Raw genomic sequence first — 15626 nt, 5'->3', positions numbered from 1 at the left:
GAAAAGCCCGCTACTCGTAGACGACGGCCGCCTTGCCGGCCTCGGCCTGCGCCATCCAGCTCGCCAGTGCGGCATCGGTCGGGAAGAACCTGGCGCGCTCGCCGAGCTGAAGCTCGACCTGCGCACCGTTGCGGGCCATCGACAGCCGCACGCCCAGACCCTGGAGCAGTTCGCCGTGCTCGCTCTGCTCGGCACGCGGCGGAAACTCCTTCACGAGCCGCGCGATGTCCGGCGCCTTGCCGTTGACCGCCACCCGCAGGTACTTGCCGAAGCGGCAGCGCGCCGCGGCGAGGTCCCAGGCCTGCATGACCTGGAAGCGCGCCTCGAAACCGCCGCGCGCCGGTTGCAGCCGGCCGCTCACGATCACCAGCTCGTCGTCCTTGAGCACATTGCGGTTGGCGTTGAACAGCGCCTCGTCGGCGGTCGCCTCGATCGAGCCCGACTTGTCGTCGAGCTTGAAGATGCAAAGCCGCCCGCGCTGCCCGTTGATGACGCGGAAGTCGCTCACGATGCCGGCGATCACCTGCTGCTCGCGGCTGTCGATCAGGTCGTCGATCGCGCGCTTGCAGAAGCGGCGCACCTCGTGCTCGACCTCGTCGAAGAGATGGCCCGAGAGGTAGAAGCCGACCGCGGTCTTCTCGTAGGTCAGCCGTTCCTTCACGCCCCAGGGCGTGGCGTCGATCAGGTCGGGCTCCTGCGCCGCCGAGCCGTGCTCGCTGTCACCGAAGATGTCGACCTGCGCCGCATTGGCCTCGGTCGCCACCGCGAACTCGAAGGCGCGATCGAGCGATGCGATCAGCGAGGCGCGGTTCTGCTGCAGCGAATCGAAGGCGCCGGCCTTGATCAGCGCCTCGACGGTGCGCTTGTTGATGCGCTGGCGGTCCACGCGCACGCAGAAGTCGAACAGGCTCCTGAACGGCCCGCCCTGCTCCCGCGCCCGCACCACCGCCTCGACCGCGAGCTGGCCTGTGCCCTTGACCGCGCCGAGGCCGTAGCGGATGACCTTGTCGTTGACCGGCTCGAAGCGGTAGTTGCCGCGGTTCACGTCCGGCGGCTCGAAGGTGATGCCGAAGTTCTTCTGCGCGTCCTCGAACAGCACCTTGAGCTTGTCGGTGTTGTCCATTTCCACGGTCATGTTGGCGCAGAAGAACTCGGCCGTGTAGTGCACCTTGAGCCAGCCGGTGTGATAGGCCAGGAGCGAGTACGCGGCCGCGTGCGACTTGTTGAAGCCGTAGCCCGCGAACTTCTCCATCAGGTCGAAGATCTCGTCGGCCTTCGCCTCGTTGATGCCGTTCTGCGCCGCGCCCTTGCGGAAGATCTGGCGGTGCTCGGCCATCTCCTCGGCCTTCTTCTTGCCCATCGCACGGCGCAGCAGGTCGGCGCCGCCGAGCGAGTAGCCGCCCAGGATCTGCGCGGTCTGCATCACCTGTTCCTGGTAGACCATGATCCCGTAGGTCTCGGAGAGCATGTCGGCCACCAGCGGGTGCGGGTACTCGACCGGCTCGCGCCCGTGCTTGCGCGCGACGAAGCTCGGGATCAGGTCCATCGGCCCCGGCCGGTACAGCGCGTTGAGCGCGATCAGGTCTTCGAGCCGCGTCGGCCGCGCGTCCTTCAGCATGCCCTGCATGCCGCGCGATTCGAACTGGAACACGGCTTCGGTCTTGCCGTCCGCGAAGAGCCGGTAGGTCGGCGCGTCGGAGAGCGGGATGTTCTCGAAGGCGAAGTTCTCCTGCCCCTTGTGGCGGCGGGCGATGAACTCCTTCGCGATCTCCAGGATCGTGAGCGTCGCCAGCCCCAGAAAGTCGAACTTCACGAGGCCGACCGCTTCCACGTCGTCCTTGTCGTACTGGCTCACTGCCGAGTCGCTGCCGGGCTGCTGGTAGAGCGGGCAGAAATCGGTGAGCTTGCCCGGCGCGATCAGCACCCCGCCGGCGTGCATGCCGATGTTGCGGGTCATTCCTTCGAGCTTCTGCGCCATCTCGACGACGGTGCGGACCTCTTCTTCCTTTTCGATGCGCGCCGCCAGTTGCGGCTCCATCTCGATCGCGTAGTTGTTCTTGTCGCCTTCGATCTTGGGCGAGGGCGGGTACTGCAGCGAGACCGACATGCCCGGCTTGTTCGGGATCAGCTTGCTGATGCCGTCGCAGAAGGTGTAGCTCATGTCCATCACCCGGCCCACGTCGCGGATCGCGGCGCGCGCGGCCATCGTGCCGAAGGTGGCGATCTGGCTCACCGCATCGCGGCCATACTTGTCCTTCACGTAGTCGATCACGCGATCGCGGTTGCCCTGGCAGAAGTCGATGTCGAAGTCGGGCATCGACACCCGCTCCGGGTTCAGGAAGCGCTCGAACAGCAGCTTGTATTCGAGCGGATCGAGGTCGGTGATCTTCAGCGCGTAGGCCACCAGCGAGCCGGCACCCGAGCCCCGGCCCGGACCGACCGGGCAGCCGTTGTTCTTGGCCCAGTTGATGAAGTCGCCCACGATCAGGAAGTAGCCCGGGAACCCCATCTTGAGGATGGTGTTGATCTCGAACTCCAGCCGCTCCACGTAGCGCGGGCGCTCGGCATCGCGCCTGGCCGCGTCGGGGTAGAGATGCGCGAGCCGCGCTTCGAGGCCTTCGAACGAGGCGTGCCGGAAGTACTCTTCCATCGGCATGCCGTTCGGCGTCGGGAAGTTCGGCAGCTGCGGCTTGCCGAGCACCAAGGTCAGGTTGCAGCGCTTGGCGATCTCGACGGTGTTGGCGATCGCGCTCGGCACGTCGGCGAAGAGCGCCTCCATCTCGGCCGAGGACTTGAAGTACTGCTCCTGGGTGAACTTGCGGATGCGGCGCGGGTTGCCGAGGATCTCGCCCTCGGAAATGCAGACGCGCGCCTCGTGGGCCTCGAAATCCTCGGCGGTCGCGAACTGCACCGGATGCGTCGCGACCACCGGCAGCCGCAGGCGCGCGGCGAGCTGCACCGCGGCGATCACGTGCGGCTCGTCTTCCGGCCGGCCGGCGCGCTGGAGCTCGATGTAGAAGCGATGCGGGAACATCCCGGCCAGTTGCAGCGCGACTTCGGCGGCGCGCTCGTGCTGGCCCTGGAGCAGCGGCGCGCCCAGCGGCCCGGCCTGCGCGCCGGACAGCGCGATCAGCCCGCCCTGCAATTCCTTGAGCCATGCCAGCTTGCAGGCGGCCTGCGCCTGGCCGCGGCCGACGTTCTGCGTCCAGGCGCGCGCGAGCAGCTCGGAGAGGTTGAGATAGCCCTCCTTGTTCTGCACCAGCAGCACGATGCGCGTGAGCGCGGCGGGGTCGGAACCCAGCCCTTCGACGACCACTTCGGCGCCCAGCACCGGCTTGACGCCCTTGCCGCGCGCTTCCTTGTAGAACTTGACGCCGCCGAACAGGTTGTTCAGGTCGGTGATCGCCAGTGCGGGCTGTTTGTCGGCGGCGGCCGCCTTGACGACGTCATCGATGCGGTTGGTGCCGTCGACGACGGAAAACTCGGTGTGCAGGCGCAGGTGAACGAACATCCGTCGATTGTAGGAAGCGGGGGCTTCACGATGTGATCTCGCTGTCCCTATTGCATCGGGTATCGCGTGGGCCCGCCCGCCTAAAATCCCGCCCCGTGCAAGAGACTCTGAATATCGCGGCCTACAAGTTCGTCCAGCTCGACGACGCCGCCGAGCTGCGCGAAATGCTTCGCGCCAGGACCCACGAACTGGGCCTCAAGGGAACCATCCTGATCGCGACGGAAGGCATCAATCTGTTCGTGGCGGGCACGCCGGATTCGGTGCGCGCCTTTCTGGCGCTGCTGCGCGCGGATCCGCGCTTCGCGGACCTCGAAGCCAAGGAAAGCTGGTCCGCCACCCAGCCGTTCCGCCGCATGCTGGTGAAGATCAAGCGCGAGATCATCCGCATGGACCATCCCGCGATCCAGCCGGCCGCCGGCCGTGCGCCCGGGGTGGACGCCGGCACGCTCAAGCGCTGGCTCGACCAGGGCCACGACGATGCCGGCAAGCCGGTCGCGATGCTCGACACCCGCAATGCCTTCGAAGTCGACTACGGCACCTTCGAGGGCGCGATCGACTGGCGCATCCACAAGTTCACCGAATTTCCCAAGGCCGTGCAAAAGCACCGCGACCAGCTCGCGGGCAAGACCGTGGTGAGCTTCTGCACCGGCGGCATCCGCTGCGAGAAGGCCGCGATCCTGATGCACGAACTCGGGCTGGACAACGTGCTGCAGCTCGACGGCGGCATCCTCAAATATTTCGAAGAGGTCGGCGGCGCGCACTACGACGGCGAGTGCTTCGTCTTCGATGGCCGCGAGTCGCTCTCGCCGGACCTCAAGGCACGCGCCAACGGCGTCAGCGCCCGGGCCTCGGAAGACCCGGACATCGGGATCAAGCGCTAGAAAACGGCTCTCCCCCAGCCTCGCCCACTTCGTGTGGCTCGGGCACCCCCTCTCCGGGAGCGACCCCAGCGGCCCGGCGAAGCCGGTTCCGCGGGGTCCCTCGCTCAGCCCGCCGGTCGGAAGGCTGGATGGTCGGGCAGCGGAATGAACTCGGTCTCGCCGGGCACATGGCCGATGCGCTGCGCGGCCCAGTCGGCGCCGGCGTCGAGGATGCGCTCGCGCCGGCTCGAGACGAAGTTCCAGGTAATGAAGCGCGGACCGTCGAGCGGCTCGCCGCCGATCACCACGGCGCGAACCGCATCCTGCGTGGTCAGCACGCCGCCCTGCCCGTCCGGCAGCACCGCCATCGTGTGCTGCGCGACCGGTTCGCCGTCGAGCGCCAGATCGCCGTCGACCGGATAGACCGCCAGTTCGGGCGCCAGCGCCGGCAGCTCGAATCGCGCGCCCGCGGGCAGCGCGATGTCGAGGTAGATCGTCTTCGAGAAGGTCGCCACCGGCGAGCGCACGCCGAAGGCTTCGCCGATCAGCACCCGCACCGGCACGCCCTGCAGCTCGAGCGCCGGAATGTCTTCGGCGGCGGTGTGCGTGAAGCTGGGATCGGCCTCTTCGTGCGCCTGCGGCAACGCGCACCAGAGCTGCAGGCCGTGGTTGACGTAGGTGGCTTCGAGCAGGCGTTCGGGCTTGCGCTCCGAGTGGACGATGCCGCGGCCGGCGGTCATCCAGTTGATCGCACCGGGGAGGATTTCCTGCCTGCTCCCGAGGCTGTCGCGATGCATCATCGCGCCCTCGAACAGATAGGTCACCGTCGCCAGGCCGATGTGCGGATGCGGCCGCACGTCGTGCTGGTTGCCCGGCTGCTCCGTCGCCGGCCCGAAATGATCGAAAAAGACGAAAGGCCCCACCGAACGGCGGCTGGCAGCCGGCAGCAGGCGGCGGACGTTGAAGCCGCCTCCCAAATCCTTGTCATGGGGTCGAAGCTGGAGCGTTTCGGTCATCGTGGTGTTCCGGTCTGGATCTGGTCAGTTTTGTAGCACCGCAGCGACGCGCTCGCCAAATGCGATGGCGGTTTCGAAGTCGCCTTTCGCCATCTCGGCCGGGCTGGCATCCGTGGGTGACGTGGTGAGCAGCCCGTTGTAGCCGCCGACATAGTTGATCGAGTCGCGCTTCGCCGCCTTGTCGTTGGCCGGCATGATGCCGAGGCTGATCCAGAGCCCGCCGTGCTGCATCGCGAAGTGCCAGAGGTAGGTCAGCGTGGCGTCCTTGTCGCCGTTCATCGCGCTGCTGTTGGTGAAACCGGCGAAGAACTTGTTCTTCCAGCCCTGGGTGTACCAGACCTTGGAGGAGGCGTCGGCGAACTTCTTGAACTGCCAGCTCGGCCCGCCCATGTAGGTCGGGGCACCGAGGATGATGGCGTCGGCGCCCGCGAGCAGGTCCCAGCCGTGGGCCGGCAGGTTGCCGTCGGCATCGATCGCCAGCAGGTGCGCGCCCGCGCCATCGGCCACGGCCTGCGCCACGCGCTGCGTGTGGCCGTAGCCCGAATGAAAAACAACAACGATCTCGGCCATCAGCCCTCCTTGCGATCAAGCGGCAGAGCTTATGCCAGAAACAAAGCGGACCGGCAGCGCCGGTCCGCTCGGGTGGCCGAGGCTCAGAGTTACTTGCGATCGATGCTGAAGCGGCCGGCGCCGAACGCCGCGATGGCGAGCAGGCCACCAGCGATCGCGATGTTCTTGAAGAACATCAGCTGGTTCACGTACGCCTTCTCGGCGGGCATGCCCCAGTAGTTGTGGAAGAACACCGCGGCAGCCACGGTGAACACCGCGATGGCGATCGCCGCCAGGCGCGACTTGAAGCCGACCAAGAGCAGGATGCCGAGACCGAGTTCGACGACGATCGCGATCACCGCGCCGAGTTGCGGCAGCGGCAGGCCGGCCGAGGCGATGTAGCCCACCGTGCCGGCGAAACCCATCAGCTTGCCGAAGCCCGCCGGAATGAAGAGTGCCGCGATCAGGATGCGGCCAATGAGGGCCAGCGCGTCTTGCGCCGCACCGGTGGTGGCGGCCGGAGCGGCGTAGTTGGATGCGGTGGTGGTGGTCATGGGATGGACTCCTGGGTTGAAAAAACGTGAAAAAGAAAACTCGCCGCCTCAGGCCGCGAGGTCGAAAACCAGCACTTCGGCGTCCTTGCCGCCTTCGAGGGTGAGCTGAGATTCGCCCTGGATCAGGGCCGCATCTCCGTTGCTGAGCTTGATGCCGTTGGCGGCGAGCTCGCCGCGCACCAGGTGCACGTAGCTCTTGCGCTTCGGGTCGAGCGCGAGGTTGGCCTTTTCGTCGCCATCGAACAGGCCCGCGAACAGCTTCGCATCGGCGTGCACCAGCACCGAGCCGTCAGCGCCGTCCGGCGACGCGACCAGACGCAGCTTGCCGCGCTTATCGGACGCCGAAAAGCTCTTCTGCTCGTAGCTCGGCGCAATGCCGCGCACGTTCGGCTCGATCCAGATTTGCAGAAAGTGCGTCGCCTCGTCGGCCTTGTGGTTGAACTCGCTGTGCATCACGCCGCGGCCGGCGCTCATGCGCTGGACGTCGCCGGGCGGAATGGACTCGACATTGCCCATGCTGTCCTTGTGCGCGAGCTCGCCGGACAGCACGTAGCTGATGATTTCCATGTCCCGGTGGCCGTGCTTGCCGAAGCCGGCGCCGGCGGCGACGCGGTCTTCGTTGATCACGCGCAGGTTGCCGAAGCCCATGTGCTCGGGGTCGTAGTAGCCGGCAAAGGAAAAACTGTGAAACGAGCGCAGCCAGCCGTGGTCGGCATAGCCGCGTTCCTGGGATTTACGGACTTGCAACATCGTTGACTTCCTGCCCTTCCATCAAGGGCTTTCGGTAGGCCGCGCCCTGTGCGCGGCGGATGTCCGGAACTTTAGGGTCCGGACCTTCTGCCAAAAGCAATGCCGTTTGATGGCATCATTCAATTTTTTTGAACGGTTAGCCCCCATGCCCACCGCCCGCGATGTCCTGACGCCCGACGCGCTGGCGATGCTGCAGACCGTGGCGAGCACGGGCAGCTTCGCGGCCGCGGCACGCACGCTCAACCTCGTGCCCAGCGCCCTGAGCTACCGGGTGCGGCTGATCGAGGACGCGCTCGACGTCCTGCTTTTCGATCGCAGCGGCCGGCAGGCGCGCGTGACCGAGGCCGGCGTCGAGCTGCTGCGCGAAGGCTCCCGCCTGCTCGGCGAGATCGATGCCGTCGCCAACCGGGTCAAGCGGGTCGCCACCGGCTGGGAGCCCATGCTCACGATCGCGGTCGACACCGTGATCGCGCGCGATCCGCTGCTCGATCTGGTCAACGCCTTCTACGCGCTCGACCCGCCGACGCGCCTCAAGCTGCGCGACGAGACGCTGCTGGGCACCATCGAGGCGCTGGCCAGCGGCGAAGCCGACCTCGCGATCGGCGCGGTGCTCGACGCGGCCAGCCTCGCCTTCACCGCCACCGGCATCCGCAGCCGGCCGATCGGGAAGCTGGCCTTCGTCTATGCGGTCGCGCCGCACCATCCGCTGGCCCGGGTCGAAGAGCCGCTGAGCGACGAGGTGCTGAGGCAGCACCGTGCCGTCGCGGCGGCGGATTCATCGCGCTCGGGCCCGAGCATGACGGTCAATCTGGTCGGCGGGCAGGACGTGCTGACCGTGCCGACCATGCAGGCCAAGCTGGCGGCCCAGCTGCACGGGCTGGGCGGCGGTTTCCTTCCCGAGCCGATGGCGCGGCCCTACATCGAGGCCGGGCACCTGGTCGAGCGGCAGACGCAGCGCGTGCAGCCGATCGCGACCATGCACGTCGCCTGGCGTGACCGCAGCGCGGGCAATCCGGGGCGCGCGCTCAAGTGGTGGCTCGAGCAGTTCGAGCACGAGGGCAGCCGCCGTGCCTTGCTCGAACGTCACCGCGGCAGATAGACCCACCCCCGTTGCTTGCTCACTTCGTGTAGCCGCCTCCGGGCGGCCGCCAGAGGCGGCTGCTCTTCGGGCACGTCCAAGCCTGCGCAGGCAGGCTTGGAGCCGCGGCCCTCAGCCCCTCAAGGGGGCTGAGCCCGCACACAAAAGGCCCGGTGGACCTTTTGTGGCCGGCGAAGGGCCGGGCCGCTGGCCCGGCGCGGCCTGCAAGGCCTCCCCAGCGGCCCGGCAAAGCCGGTTCCGCGGGTGCCCCGGCCTGGGCACCGAGCATCGTTTCGGTTCTGAACTGAGCGGCAACGGTTAGAGTCGCTTTCAGCCATTCGACAACCAACCAGCGAGACGTCCGACATGATCCTTCGACCCCCAGCCGACCGCCACCGACCCACCCCGTCCCGCCACTTTGCGGTGGTCGGGGCGGGCATCGCCGGCGTGGCCTGCGCCCGCACGCTGATCCAGGCCGGGCATCGCGCCACCGTGTTCGAGCGCGAAGCCAGCGCCGGTGGGCGCATGGCCAGCGTGTCGACGCCGTTCGGGCGTTTCGACAGCGGCGCGCAGTACTTCACCGTGCGCGACCCGCGCTTCACCCAGGCGATCGAGACCGCACCGGGCATCTGCAAGCCCTGGAGCGCGAACCTGGTGCGCGTGCTCGACGCCCATGGCCGCGTCGCCGAAGCGGCGCTCCCGGGCCTCGAACAGCACTGGGTCGCCCAGCCCGGCATGGATGCCCTCGTCAAGCAATGGGCGGCGCCGCTCGGTGATGCCCTCGTCCCGCGGACGAACGTGACGCGCATCGAGCCCGACGCGCTCGATGCAAAGCGCTGGCAATTGCGCACGGCCGGCGACGACGATTCGCAGCATGTCTATTCGGGCTTCGATGCGGTGCTGCTCGCCGTCCCGCCGGCCCGCACGCGCGAATTGCTCGACAACGGCCGGCTTTCGCGCGCGATCAGCAAGAAGGTCGAGGCGGTGCGCATCGCACCGTGCTGGACGCTGATGATCGCCTTCCCGCAGGCCAACCAGCCGACGATGTCGCACCTCGGCCCGCAATGGAACGTGGCGCGCAGCACGCACCACCGCGTGGCCTGGCTGGCGCGCGAATCGTCCAAGCCCGGCCGCGACCGCATCGAACGCTGGACGGTGCAGGCCAGCCCGGCATGGTCGCTGGAGCATCTGCGCGACGACCGCCCGCGCGTCGAGGCCAAGCTGCTTCGCGCCTTCTCCGAGATCACCGGCATCCGTGCCGCGCCTTCGCACTCGCAGGCCCGCTGCTGGCCCGAGGCGCAGACGCAGGTGCCGGCCGGCGCAGAGCATCTGTGGGACGCCGAGGCGCGCATCGGCGTCGCCGGCGACTGGTGCACCGGGCACCGCGTCGAGGATGCCTTTCTGTCGGGCCTCACGCTGGCGCTCAAGGCCCTCTGACGCTGCCCCGGGACGGCATGACGCCGATCGGCCGCTTCGCCCCCTCGCCGACCGGGCCGCTTCATGCCGGTTCACTGGTGGCCGCGCTGGCCAGCTGGCTCGACGTACGGGCACGAGGCCCGGCGGCGCGCTGGCTGGTGCGGATCGAAGACGCCGATACCGAGCGCTGCCTGCCGGGCGTGGGCGAGCTGATCCTGTCGCAGCTCGCCGCCTGCGCGCTGGTGCCGGACGAAGCGCCGGTCTGGCAGACAGAGCGCACGCATCGCTACGAACTGGCGCTGGAGAAACTGAAGGCCACCGGGCTCGCCTACCCCTGCGGCTGCTCCCGCAAGGACATCGACGAAGCGCTGGCGCGGCTGGGCGCCCCGCACACGCGGCACGGCGAGCGGGTCTATCCCGGCACCTGCCGCGACGGCCTGCACGGCAAGGCCCCGCGCGCCTGGCGATTTGCCGCGACGAGTTTCCAGCAAGCGGCGGCCGAGCCTCTGGTGCATTGGCATGACCGCCGCCTCGGCAATCAGCAGCAGGACGTGGCGCGCGAAGTCGGCGACTTCGTGCTCAAGCGCGCGGACGGCCCGTGGGCCTACCAGCTCGCCGTGGTGGTCGACGATGCCGAGCAAGGCGTGACGGACGTGGTTCGCGGCGAAGACCTGGCGGACAACACCGCGCGGCAGATCATGCTGCAGCGCGCGCTCGGTCTGACGACGCCCCGCTACCTCCACACGCCGCTGGTGCTCGGCCCGGACGGCGACAAGCTCTCGAAGCAGAACGGCGCGACGCCGCTGCGCACGGGGACGCCCGCCGAGGCGGTCGCTGCGCTCGACGCCGCCGCGCTGGTGCTCGGGCTCGGCCCCACGGCCGCCGGCTCGGCCGCGGAAGCGCTCGCACAGTGGGTTCCGCGATGGCGCGATCTCTACAATTCGCGCCCGTGATCAGCACCATCGACGACATCCCCCACGACCCGCCGGAAGACACCCCGGACGACAAACCCAGCGGCGAAGCGCATCCGCTGCATCGGCGCCTCAAGAGCTTCGTGCGCCGCGCCGGCCGCACCACCGAAGGCCAGGCGCGCGCCTACGAGCAGTTCGGCCCGAAGTTCCTGCTGCCCTACGCCCCCGCGCCGCTCGATCTCGAATCGGCATTCGGCCGCCGGGCGCCGACCATCCTGGAGATCGGCTTCGGCATGGGCGAAGCCACGGCGCACATCGCGGCGCTCCTGCCCGAAAAGAATTTCCTCTGCTGCGAAGTGCACGAGCCCGGCGTCGGCGCGCTGCTCAAGCGCGTCGGCGAACAGAACCTCAAGAACATCCGCATCTGCGCGCACGACGCGGTCGACGTGCTCGACCACATGCTGCCGGCGGCGACGCTCGCGGGCGTGCATGTGTTCTTCCCCGACCCATGGCACAAGAAGCGGCACAACAAGCGGCGGCTGATCCAGGGGCCTTTGGTGCGCAAGCTGGCGGACCGGCTCGCGCCCGGCGGCTATCTGCATTGCGCCACCGACTGGCAGCCTTACGCCGAGCAGATGCTCGAAGTGCTCTCGCAGGAGCCCCTGCTGCGCAACACGGCGCAAGGCTACGCACCCAAGCCGCCCTACCGTCCGCTGACGAAGTTCGAGAACCGTGGCCTCAAGCTGGGCCACGGCGTGTGGGACCTGGTGTTCGAGCGCGCCTGAACGCGCCCGCCGCCCGCAGGCGGCTCAGTGTGCGAACGAGAGCGAGCGCACTTCGCTCGCCGGCACCCCATCGATGCCCCGCGCGGACAAGGCATCCTCCTGCTGCGCCAGGATCAGCGCCGCCCGGTGCGCGGAACGGCTCGCGATCTTGGTATGGGTGATCAGCGCCTGCCACTCGAGCTCGAGGTCCTCCGGTGACCGGTCGCCCGGTGCGCGCATCAGCGCCTTGCTCACGTCGACCAGTGCAGCAGCCGCGCTCAGGCAGATGTTGACCGCCGACTGCGCCGCGCTGCCGCGAAAGCGCTCGGCCTCCGATGCGCAAGCGCCGCCCTCGGCCTCCAGCGGCAGGTCGATCGCCAGTCCGAAATACGGCCCTCCACAGAGTTCGCTGTCGGCATGTGCAAGCACTTTTTCGATGGCCAGGAGTGCGTTTTCGAGCAGGGCGAGATCGATGGACTTGGACTTCATTTGATTCGCCGGCGGTGATTTCCGGTACGCCGGGAATGGTGACAGGGCGGGCCCGGTTGCCCCTGTGAAAAATGCCACACGCTTGATGCAAAAGTTAACATTTTTGGATCCCTACAACGACCCGAACCACCACAGTCAGGCCGAACGCGTGTCAGTCCCGTGAACTAATCCCTTTGTTTGCGCCCAACGAATTGCTACATTTTTTTGTCGATTGCAACAAAAGGTGAAGCGATGGAACTGACGCGCAGGAGTTGGATGGGCAAGGCCGGCGCCACGCTGTTGCTCGGCGGCGCCGCGATCCACGCGGGCCGACCGGCCCATGCGCAAACGGCCAGCCCCGGCCGTGCGCAGGCCGCAACCGCTGCAGCCGCGCCGCGTACCGTGGTCCTCGGGCAATCCGTGCCGCTGACCGGCGCGGCCAGCGAGATCGGCCTCGCGTTCGCGGCGGGTGCCAAGCTCTATGCCGACCAGTTCAACGAATCCAGCGCGGCGAGCGGCATCCAGCTCAAGCTGCTGCAGCTCGACGACGGCTACGACGCCGCACGCGCCACCGCCAATGCGCGCAAGCTGCTGGGCACGGACAAGGCCGACATGCTGTTCGGCTTCGTCGGCACCGCCAGCAGCGAAGCCGGCGCCACGATCGCGGCGCAGCAGGGCTCGATGCTGTTCGCGCCCTTCGCCGCCGCCGACAACCTGCGCAGCGCGAACTACCCGAATGTCTTCCACGTGCGCCCCAGCATGGCGGACGAGGCGATCAAGATCCTGCGCCAGTGCGCGGCCGTCGGGCAGACGCGCATCGCGCTCATCGGCGACGACGACGCCATGGGCCGCGCAGGTCTCGCGGCGGTCCAGCAGGCGATCGACGAACTCAAGATCGCGCCGCTCGTCGCCACCGCGATGGTGCCGGAGGGCGGCGACAAGGCCGATGCGGCGATCGCCGGCGTGCTGAAGCAGTCGCCGCAGGCCATCGTGCTGGTGTCGCTGTCGGGCACGACTTCCAACGTGGTGCGCAAGCTGCGCAAGAGCGGCTATTTCGGCACGCTGATGACCTTCTCGATCGTGGGCATCGACCCGCTCTACGCCACGCTCGGCAAGGACGTGGGCGGCATGGTGATCTCGCAGGTAGTGCCTTCGCCGCGCTCGTCGGCGATCCCGATCGTCAAGGAGTACCTCGCCGCGGTGGACAACTCCGACCAGACCGCGTCCTACGAAGGCCTCGAAGGCTTCATCGCCGCCAAGGCCGCCGGCGAAGCGGTGCGCCGCGCGGGCAAGGGCTTCACGCCCGCGACCTTGCAGAAGGTGATGGCCGGCATGAGCGACTACGACGTCGGGGGCTTCCGCATCAACCTGCGGCCGGGGCTGCGCGATCCCGGGCGCAGCATCGATCTCATCAGCATCGCCAAGGACGGCCGGGTACTTCGTTGATCACCCCCAGCCTCGCCCACTTCGTGTGGCTCTGCACCCCCTCAAGGGGGCGCACCCCTGCGGCCCGGCAAAGCCGGTTCCGCGGGTGCCCCCGGTCATGCAGTGCTGCCGAGCTGCTGCAGTGCGTCGATCGACAATAGCTCGATGCGCCCGTAGCCGAGGGCGATCACGCCCTCCTCGGCCATCGCGTTGAGTTCCTTCGACAGCGTCTGCCGCGTCACGCCGAGCATCATCGCGAGCGCCTCCTGCGGCAGCGACACGGTGCGGCGCAGCGCCGGCGACTGCGTGACGTCGCCGCGCGCGAGCGACATCAGCCGCCGCGCCACGCGGGCACGCAGGCCGCGCAAGGTGGCGTCTTCCATCAGGCCGTAGAGCCCGCGCACGCGCGCCGCCAGCAAGGCGGCGATCGCGCGCGCGAAAGCGGCGTCCTGCATCTGCCGCGCGAAGGCCTCGTAGGGCACGACCAGCAGGTCGAGCGCCGACAGGGCAGTGGCGTCGTGGGTGCGCGGCGATCCGTCGATGAGGCTGATCTCGCCGAACCAGTTGCCGGGTTCGAGCACCGCGAGGATCGCCTCGCGCCCGTCCTGCCGCAAGGTCGAGATCTTGATGGTCCCGCCGGCGAGCCCGTAGAAGCCGGTGCCGGCCACATGCACCGGATCGCCCTGCCTGAAGACCATCGCGCCGCGCCGCACGTGGATCAGCTCGGCCGCGCCGAGCAGGGCTTCGCGCTGCGCGCGGCCGATCGAGGCGAACCAGGGATTGGCTTCCAGCGCGCTGCGGTGCGCGGCGGAAATGCGGGGTCTGGACGGCGGCGGCATTCGGGGTTTGTCTGGGCGCCGCATTGTCAAATTCTTGACAGTTGAGCGTCAAGCGCGGGTCTACAGTGGGCCGCACTTTTCCACGAAGAAAGACGAGACCATGAACGCGAGAGCGAACTTCAACCGCATGCAGGACAGCACGCGCGAAGACTGGAAACTGATCGGCGGCGAGTTCATGCACTTCGCCGCCAACCTGCCCGATCGCGTGGTCAAGCACCTGCAGCTCCTCGAAGGCGACTACGGCGGCTTCCCGATCGACCGCTATGCGCATTCGCTGCAGACCGCGACGCGGGCGCTGCGCGACGGCCGCGACGAGGAGTACGTGGTGTGCGCGCTGCTGCACGACATCGGCGACACGCTCGGCAGCTTCAACCATCCGGACATCGCCGCGGCGATCGTGAAGCCCTTCGTCGCCGAGGAAAACCACTGGATGGTGCAGCACCACGGCATCTTCCAGGGCCACTACTTCTTCCATCACATCGGGCTCGATCGCGACCTGCGCGAGAACTTCCGCAGCCATCCGAACTTCGAGCGCACCGCCGAGTTCTGCGAGCTCTACGACAACCCCGCCTTCGACCCGAAGGCGAAGACCTTGCCGATCAGCGAATTCGAGCCGATGCTGCGACGTGTGATGGCGCAGCCGCGAGAGAGCCTCTACAAGTCCGCCTTGAAATCCGAACAGGCCGCCGCCTGAACCCCTTCACCAGGAGACCCCGATGAACGCCACCGCCCCCAGCGAAGTCCAGAAACTCGTCAGCGCCGAAGAATGGCAGCTGCGCGTCGACCTTGCCGCCTGCTACCGGCTGGTCGCGCTCCACGGCTGGAGCGACCTCGTCTTCACCCACATCAGCGCGCGCGTGCCGGGCCCCGAGCACCACTTCCTCATCAATCCGTATGGGCTGATGTTCGACGAGATCACGGCGTCGAGCCTGATCAAGGTCGACAAGAGCTGCAACAAGATCATCGACTCGCCCTACCCGGTCAACCCGGCCGGCTTCGTGATCCACAGCGCGGTGCACGAGGCGCGCGAGGACATCCAGTGCGTGCTGCACACCCACACGCGCGCCGGCATTGCCGTGAGCGCGCAGAAGAACGGCGTGCTGCCGATCAGCCAGCAATCCACCTTCGTGCTGGCATCGCTCGCCTACCACGACTACGAGGGCGTGGCCTTCCGCGAGGACGAGAAGCCGCGCCTGCAGGACGACATGGGCGAGGCCAATTTCCTGATGCTGCGCAACCACGGCCTGTTGACAGTGGGCAAGACCATCGCCGATGCCTTCCTCGCGATGTACTTCTTCGAGAGCACCTGCCAGATCCAGATTGCCGCGCAGGCCGGCGGCGGCGAACTCACGCAGGTGGACCCGCGCATCGTCGACGGCGTGGGCCAGGCGATGAAGGTGCAGACGGGTGGCCTGGGCGGCGTTTTCGTGTGGCCGGCGCTGATCCGCAAGCTGGATCGGGTCGATCCGTCGTACAAGAGCTGAG

The 15626-nt window shown here is 68.0% G+C and carries 15 protein-coding genes; 8 read left to right on the top strand and 7 right to left on the bottom strand.

The genetic code is table 11. The features are described from left to right. Window positions 1-10: 10 nt before the first annotated feature. The gene (gene dnaE / locus VAR608DRAFT_RS25960; RefSeq protein WP_088956689.1) at window positions 11-3511 is read right to left on the bottom strand and encodes a DNA polymerase III subunit alpha; all 3501 of its coding nucleotides are present in this window, start codon (window positions 3509-3511) and stop codon (window positions 11-13) included. A gap of 95 nt (window positions 3512-3606) precedes the next feature. On the opposite strand from dnaE, the gene VAR608DRAFT_RS25955 reads away from it, so the two are divergent. Beyond that, window positions 3607-4392, top strand: coding sequence for a sulfurtransferase (locus VAR608DRAFT_RS25955; RefSeq protein WP_088956688.1), 786 nt, complete (start codon window positions 3607-3609; stop codon window positions 4390-4392). A 104-nt stretch (window positions 4393-4496) separates the two neighbouring features. On the opposite strand, the gene VAR608DRAFT_RS25950 is transcribed toward VAR608DRAFT_RS25955, so the two are convergent. The 4 genes from VAR608DRAFT_RS25950 to VAR608DRAFT_RS25935 all read right to left on the bottom strand — a co-directional run bounded on the left by VAR608DRAFT_RS25950 (window position 4497) and on the right by VAR608DRAFT_RS25935 (window position 7240). After that, complete coding sequence (locus VAR608DRAFT_RS25950; RefSeq protein ID WP_088956687.1) at window positions 4497-5387, bottom strand: pirin family protein; 891 nt, start codon at window positions 5385-5387, stop codon at window positions 4497-4499. 24 nt (window positions 5388-5411) lie between these two features. Continuing rightward, window positions 5412-5957 (bottom strand): flavodoxin family protein, encoded by a 546-nt coding sequence (locus VAR608DRAFT_RS25945; protein ID WP_088956686.1) that lies wholly within the window; start codon window positions 5955-5957, stop codon window positions 5412-5414. A gap of 89 nt (window positions 5958-6046) precedes the next feature. After that, complete coding sequence (locus tag VAR608DRAFT_RS25940) at window positions 6047-6490, bottom strand: DoxX family protein (protein WP_088956685.1); 444 nt, start codon at window positions 6488-6490, stop codon at window positions 6047-6049. A 48-nt stretch (window positions 6491-6538) separates the two neighbouring features. Next, window positions 6539-7240, bottom strand: coding sequence for a pirin family protein (locus VAR608DRAFT_RS25935; protein ID WP_088956684.1), 702 nt, complete (start codon window positions 7238-7240; stop codon window positions 6539-6541). Window positions 7241-7385: 145 nt separating this feature from the next. Between VAR608DRAFT_RS25935 and VAR608DRAFT_RS25930 the strand changes: the two genes are divergently transcribed. The 4 genes from VAR608DRAFT_RS25930 to trmB all read left to right on the top strand — a co-directional run bounded on the left by VAR608DRAFT_RS25930 (window position 7386) and on the right by trmB (window position 11430). Next, window positions 7386-8339, top strand: coding sequence for a LysR family transcriptional regulator (locus VAR608DRAFT_RS25930; protein WP_088956683.1), 954 nt, complete (start codon window positions 7386-7388; stop codon window positions 8337-8339). Window positions 8340-8684: 345 nt separating this feature from the next. Beyond that, the gene (locus VAR608DRAFT_RS25925; RefSeq protein WP_088956682.1) at window positions 8685-9755 is read left to right on the top strand and encodes an NAD(P)/FAD-dependent oxidoreductase; all 1071 of its coding nucleotides are present in this window, start codon (window positions 8685-8687) and stop codon (window positions 9753-9755) included. A 17-nt stretch (window positions 9756-9772) separates the two neighbouring features. Further along, the gene (gene gluQRS / locus VAR608DRAFT_RS25920) at window positions 9773-10687 is read left to right on the top strand and encodes a tRNA glutamyl-Q(34) synthetase GluQRS (RefSeq protein WP_088956681.1); all 915 of its coding nucleotides are present in this window, start codon (window positions 9773-9775) and stop codon (window positions 10685-10687) included. Continuing rightward, window positions 10657-11430, top strand: coding sequence for a tRNA (guanosine(46)-N7)-methyltransferase TrmB (trmB, locus tag VAR608DRAFT_RS25915; protein WP_088956680.1), 774 nt, complete (start codon window positions 10657-10659; stop codon window positions 11428-11430). Before gluQRS ends, trmB begins: the two co-directional genes overlap by 31 nt. 24 nt (window positions 11431-11454) lie before the next feature. On the opposite strand, the gene VAR608DRAFT_RS25910 is transcribed toward trmB, so the two are convergent. Beyond that, window positions 11455-11898, bottom strand: a complete 444-nt coding sequence (locus VAR608DRAFT_RS25910; protein WP_088956679.1) for a hypothetical protein — start codon at window positions 11896-11898, stop codon at window positions 11455-11457. Window positions 11899-12129: 231 nt separating this feature from the next. Here VAR608DRAFT_RS25910 and VAR608DRAFT_RS25905 point away from each other — a divergent pair, with 231 nt between their 5' ends. Then, window positions 12130-13323, top strand: coding sequence for an ABC transporter substrate-binding protein (locus VAR608DRAFT_RS25905; protein ID WP_088956678.1), 1194 nt, complete (start codon window positions 12130-12132; stop codon window positions 13321-13323). Between the two features lie 95 nt (window positions 13324-13418). Here VAR608DRAFT_RS25905 and VAR608DRAFT_RS25900 read toward each other — a convergent pair whose 3' ends face one another. Continuing rightward, window positions 13419-14141: a Crp/Fnr family transcriptional regulator gene (locus VAR608DRAFT_RS25900; protein WP_088956677.1), complete on the bottom strand. Its 723-nt coding sequence runs from the start codon at window positions 14139-14141 to the stop codon at window positions 13419-13421. Window positions 14142-14241: 100 nt separating this feature from the next. On the opposite strand from VAR608DRAFT_RS25900, the gene VAR608DRAFT_RS25895 reads away from it, so the two are divergent. Both VAR608DRAFT_RS25895 and VAR608DRAFT_RS25890 read left to right on the top strand, forming a co-directional pair. Next, window positions 14242-14835 carry an HD domain-containing protein gene (locus tag VAR608DRAFT_RS25895; RefSeq protein WP_088956676.1) on the top strand — a complete coding sequence of 198 codons (594 nt, stop codon included), beginning with the start codon at window positions 14242-14244 and terminating at the stop codon, window positions 14833-14835. Between the two features lie 22 nt (window positions 14836-14857). After that, window positions 14858-15625: a class II aldolase/adducin family protein gene (locus tag VAR608DRAFT_RS25890; RefSeq protein ID WP_088956675.1), complete on the top strand. Its 768-nt coding sequence runs from the start codon at window positions 14858-14860 to the stop codon at window positions 15623-15625. The last annotated feature ends 1 nt before the right edge of the window (window position 15626 follow it).

This window comes from Variovorax sp. HW608, assembly GCF_900090195.1.
GTDB lineage: Bacteria > Pseudomonadota > Gammaproteobacteria > Burkholderiales > Burkholderiaceae_C > Variovorax.
The sequence above is the reverse complement of the archived record's forward strand: the minus strand, read 5'-3'. Positions and strand labels throughout refer to the sequence as shown.

Bases quoted from the DNA above. Each gene is read 5' to 3' on its own strand.
- dnaE (WP_088956689.1), bottom strand. From the start codon at position 3,511: ATGTTCGTTCACCTGCGCCTGCACACCGAGTTTTCCGTCGTCGACGGC.
- VAR608DRAFT_RS25950 (WP_088956687.1), bottom strand. From the start codon at position 5,387: ATGACCGAAACGCTCCAGCTTCGACCCCATGACAAGGATTTGGGAGGC.
- VAR608DRAFT_RS25945 (WP_088956686.1), bottom strand. From the start codon at position 5,957: ATGGCCGAGATCGTTGTTGTTTTTCATTCGGGCTACGGCCACACGCAG.
- VAR608DRAFT_RS25940 (WP_088956685.1), bottom strand. From the start codon at position 6,490: ATGACCACCACCACCGCATCCAACTACGCCGCTCCGGCCGCCACCACC.
- VAR608DRAFT_RS25935 (WP_088956684.1), bottom strand. From the start codon at position 7,240: ATGTTGCAAGTCCGTAAATCCCAGGAACGCGGCTATGCCGACCACGGC.
- VAR608DRAFT_RS25930 (WP_088956683.1), top strand. From the start codon at position 7,386: ATGCCCACCGCCCGCGATGTCCTGACGCCCGACGCGCTGGCGATGCTG.
- VAR608DRAFT_RS25925 (WP_088956682.1), top strand. From the start codon at position 8,685: ATGATCCTTCGACCCCCAGCCGACCGCCACCGACCCACCCCGTCCCGC.
- gluQRS (WP_088956681.1), top strand. From the start codon at position 9,773: ATGACGCCGATCGGCCGCTTCGCCCCCTCGCCGACCGGGCCGCTTCAT.
- trmB (WP_088956680.1), top strand. From the start codon at position 10,657: ATGGCGCGATCTCTACAATTCGCGCCCGTGATCAGCACCATCGACGAC.
- VAR608DRAFT_RS25910 (WP_088956679.1), bottom strand. From the start codon at position 11,898: ATGAAGTCCAAGTCCATCGATCTCGCCCTGCTCGAAAACGCACTCCTG.
- VAR608DRAFT_RS25905 (WP_088956678.1), top strand. From the start codon at position 12,130: ATGGAACTGACGCGCAGGAGTTGGATGGGCAAGGCCGGCGCCACGCTG.
- VAR608DRAFT_RS25900 (WP_088956677.1), bottom strand. From the start codon at position 14,141: ATGCCGCCGCCGTCCAGACCCCGCATTTCCGCCGCGCACCGCAGCGCG.
- VAR608DRAFT_RS25895 (WP_088956676.1), top strand. From the start codon at position 14,242: ATGAACGCGAGAGCGAACTTCAACCGCATGCAGGACAGCACGCGCGAA.
- VAR608DRAFT_RS25890 (WP_088956675.1), top strand. From the start codon at position 14,858: ATGAACGCCACCGCCCCCAGCGAAGTCCAGAAACTCGTCAGCGCCGAA.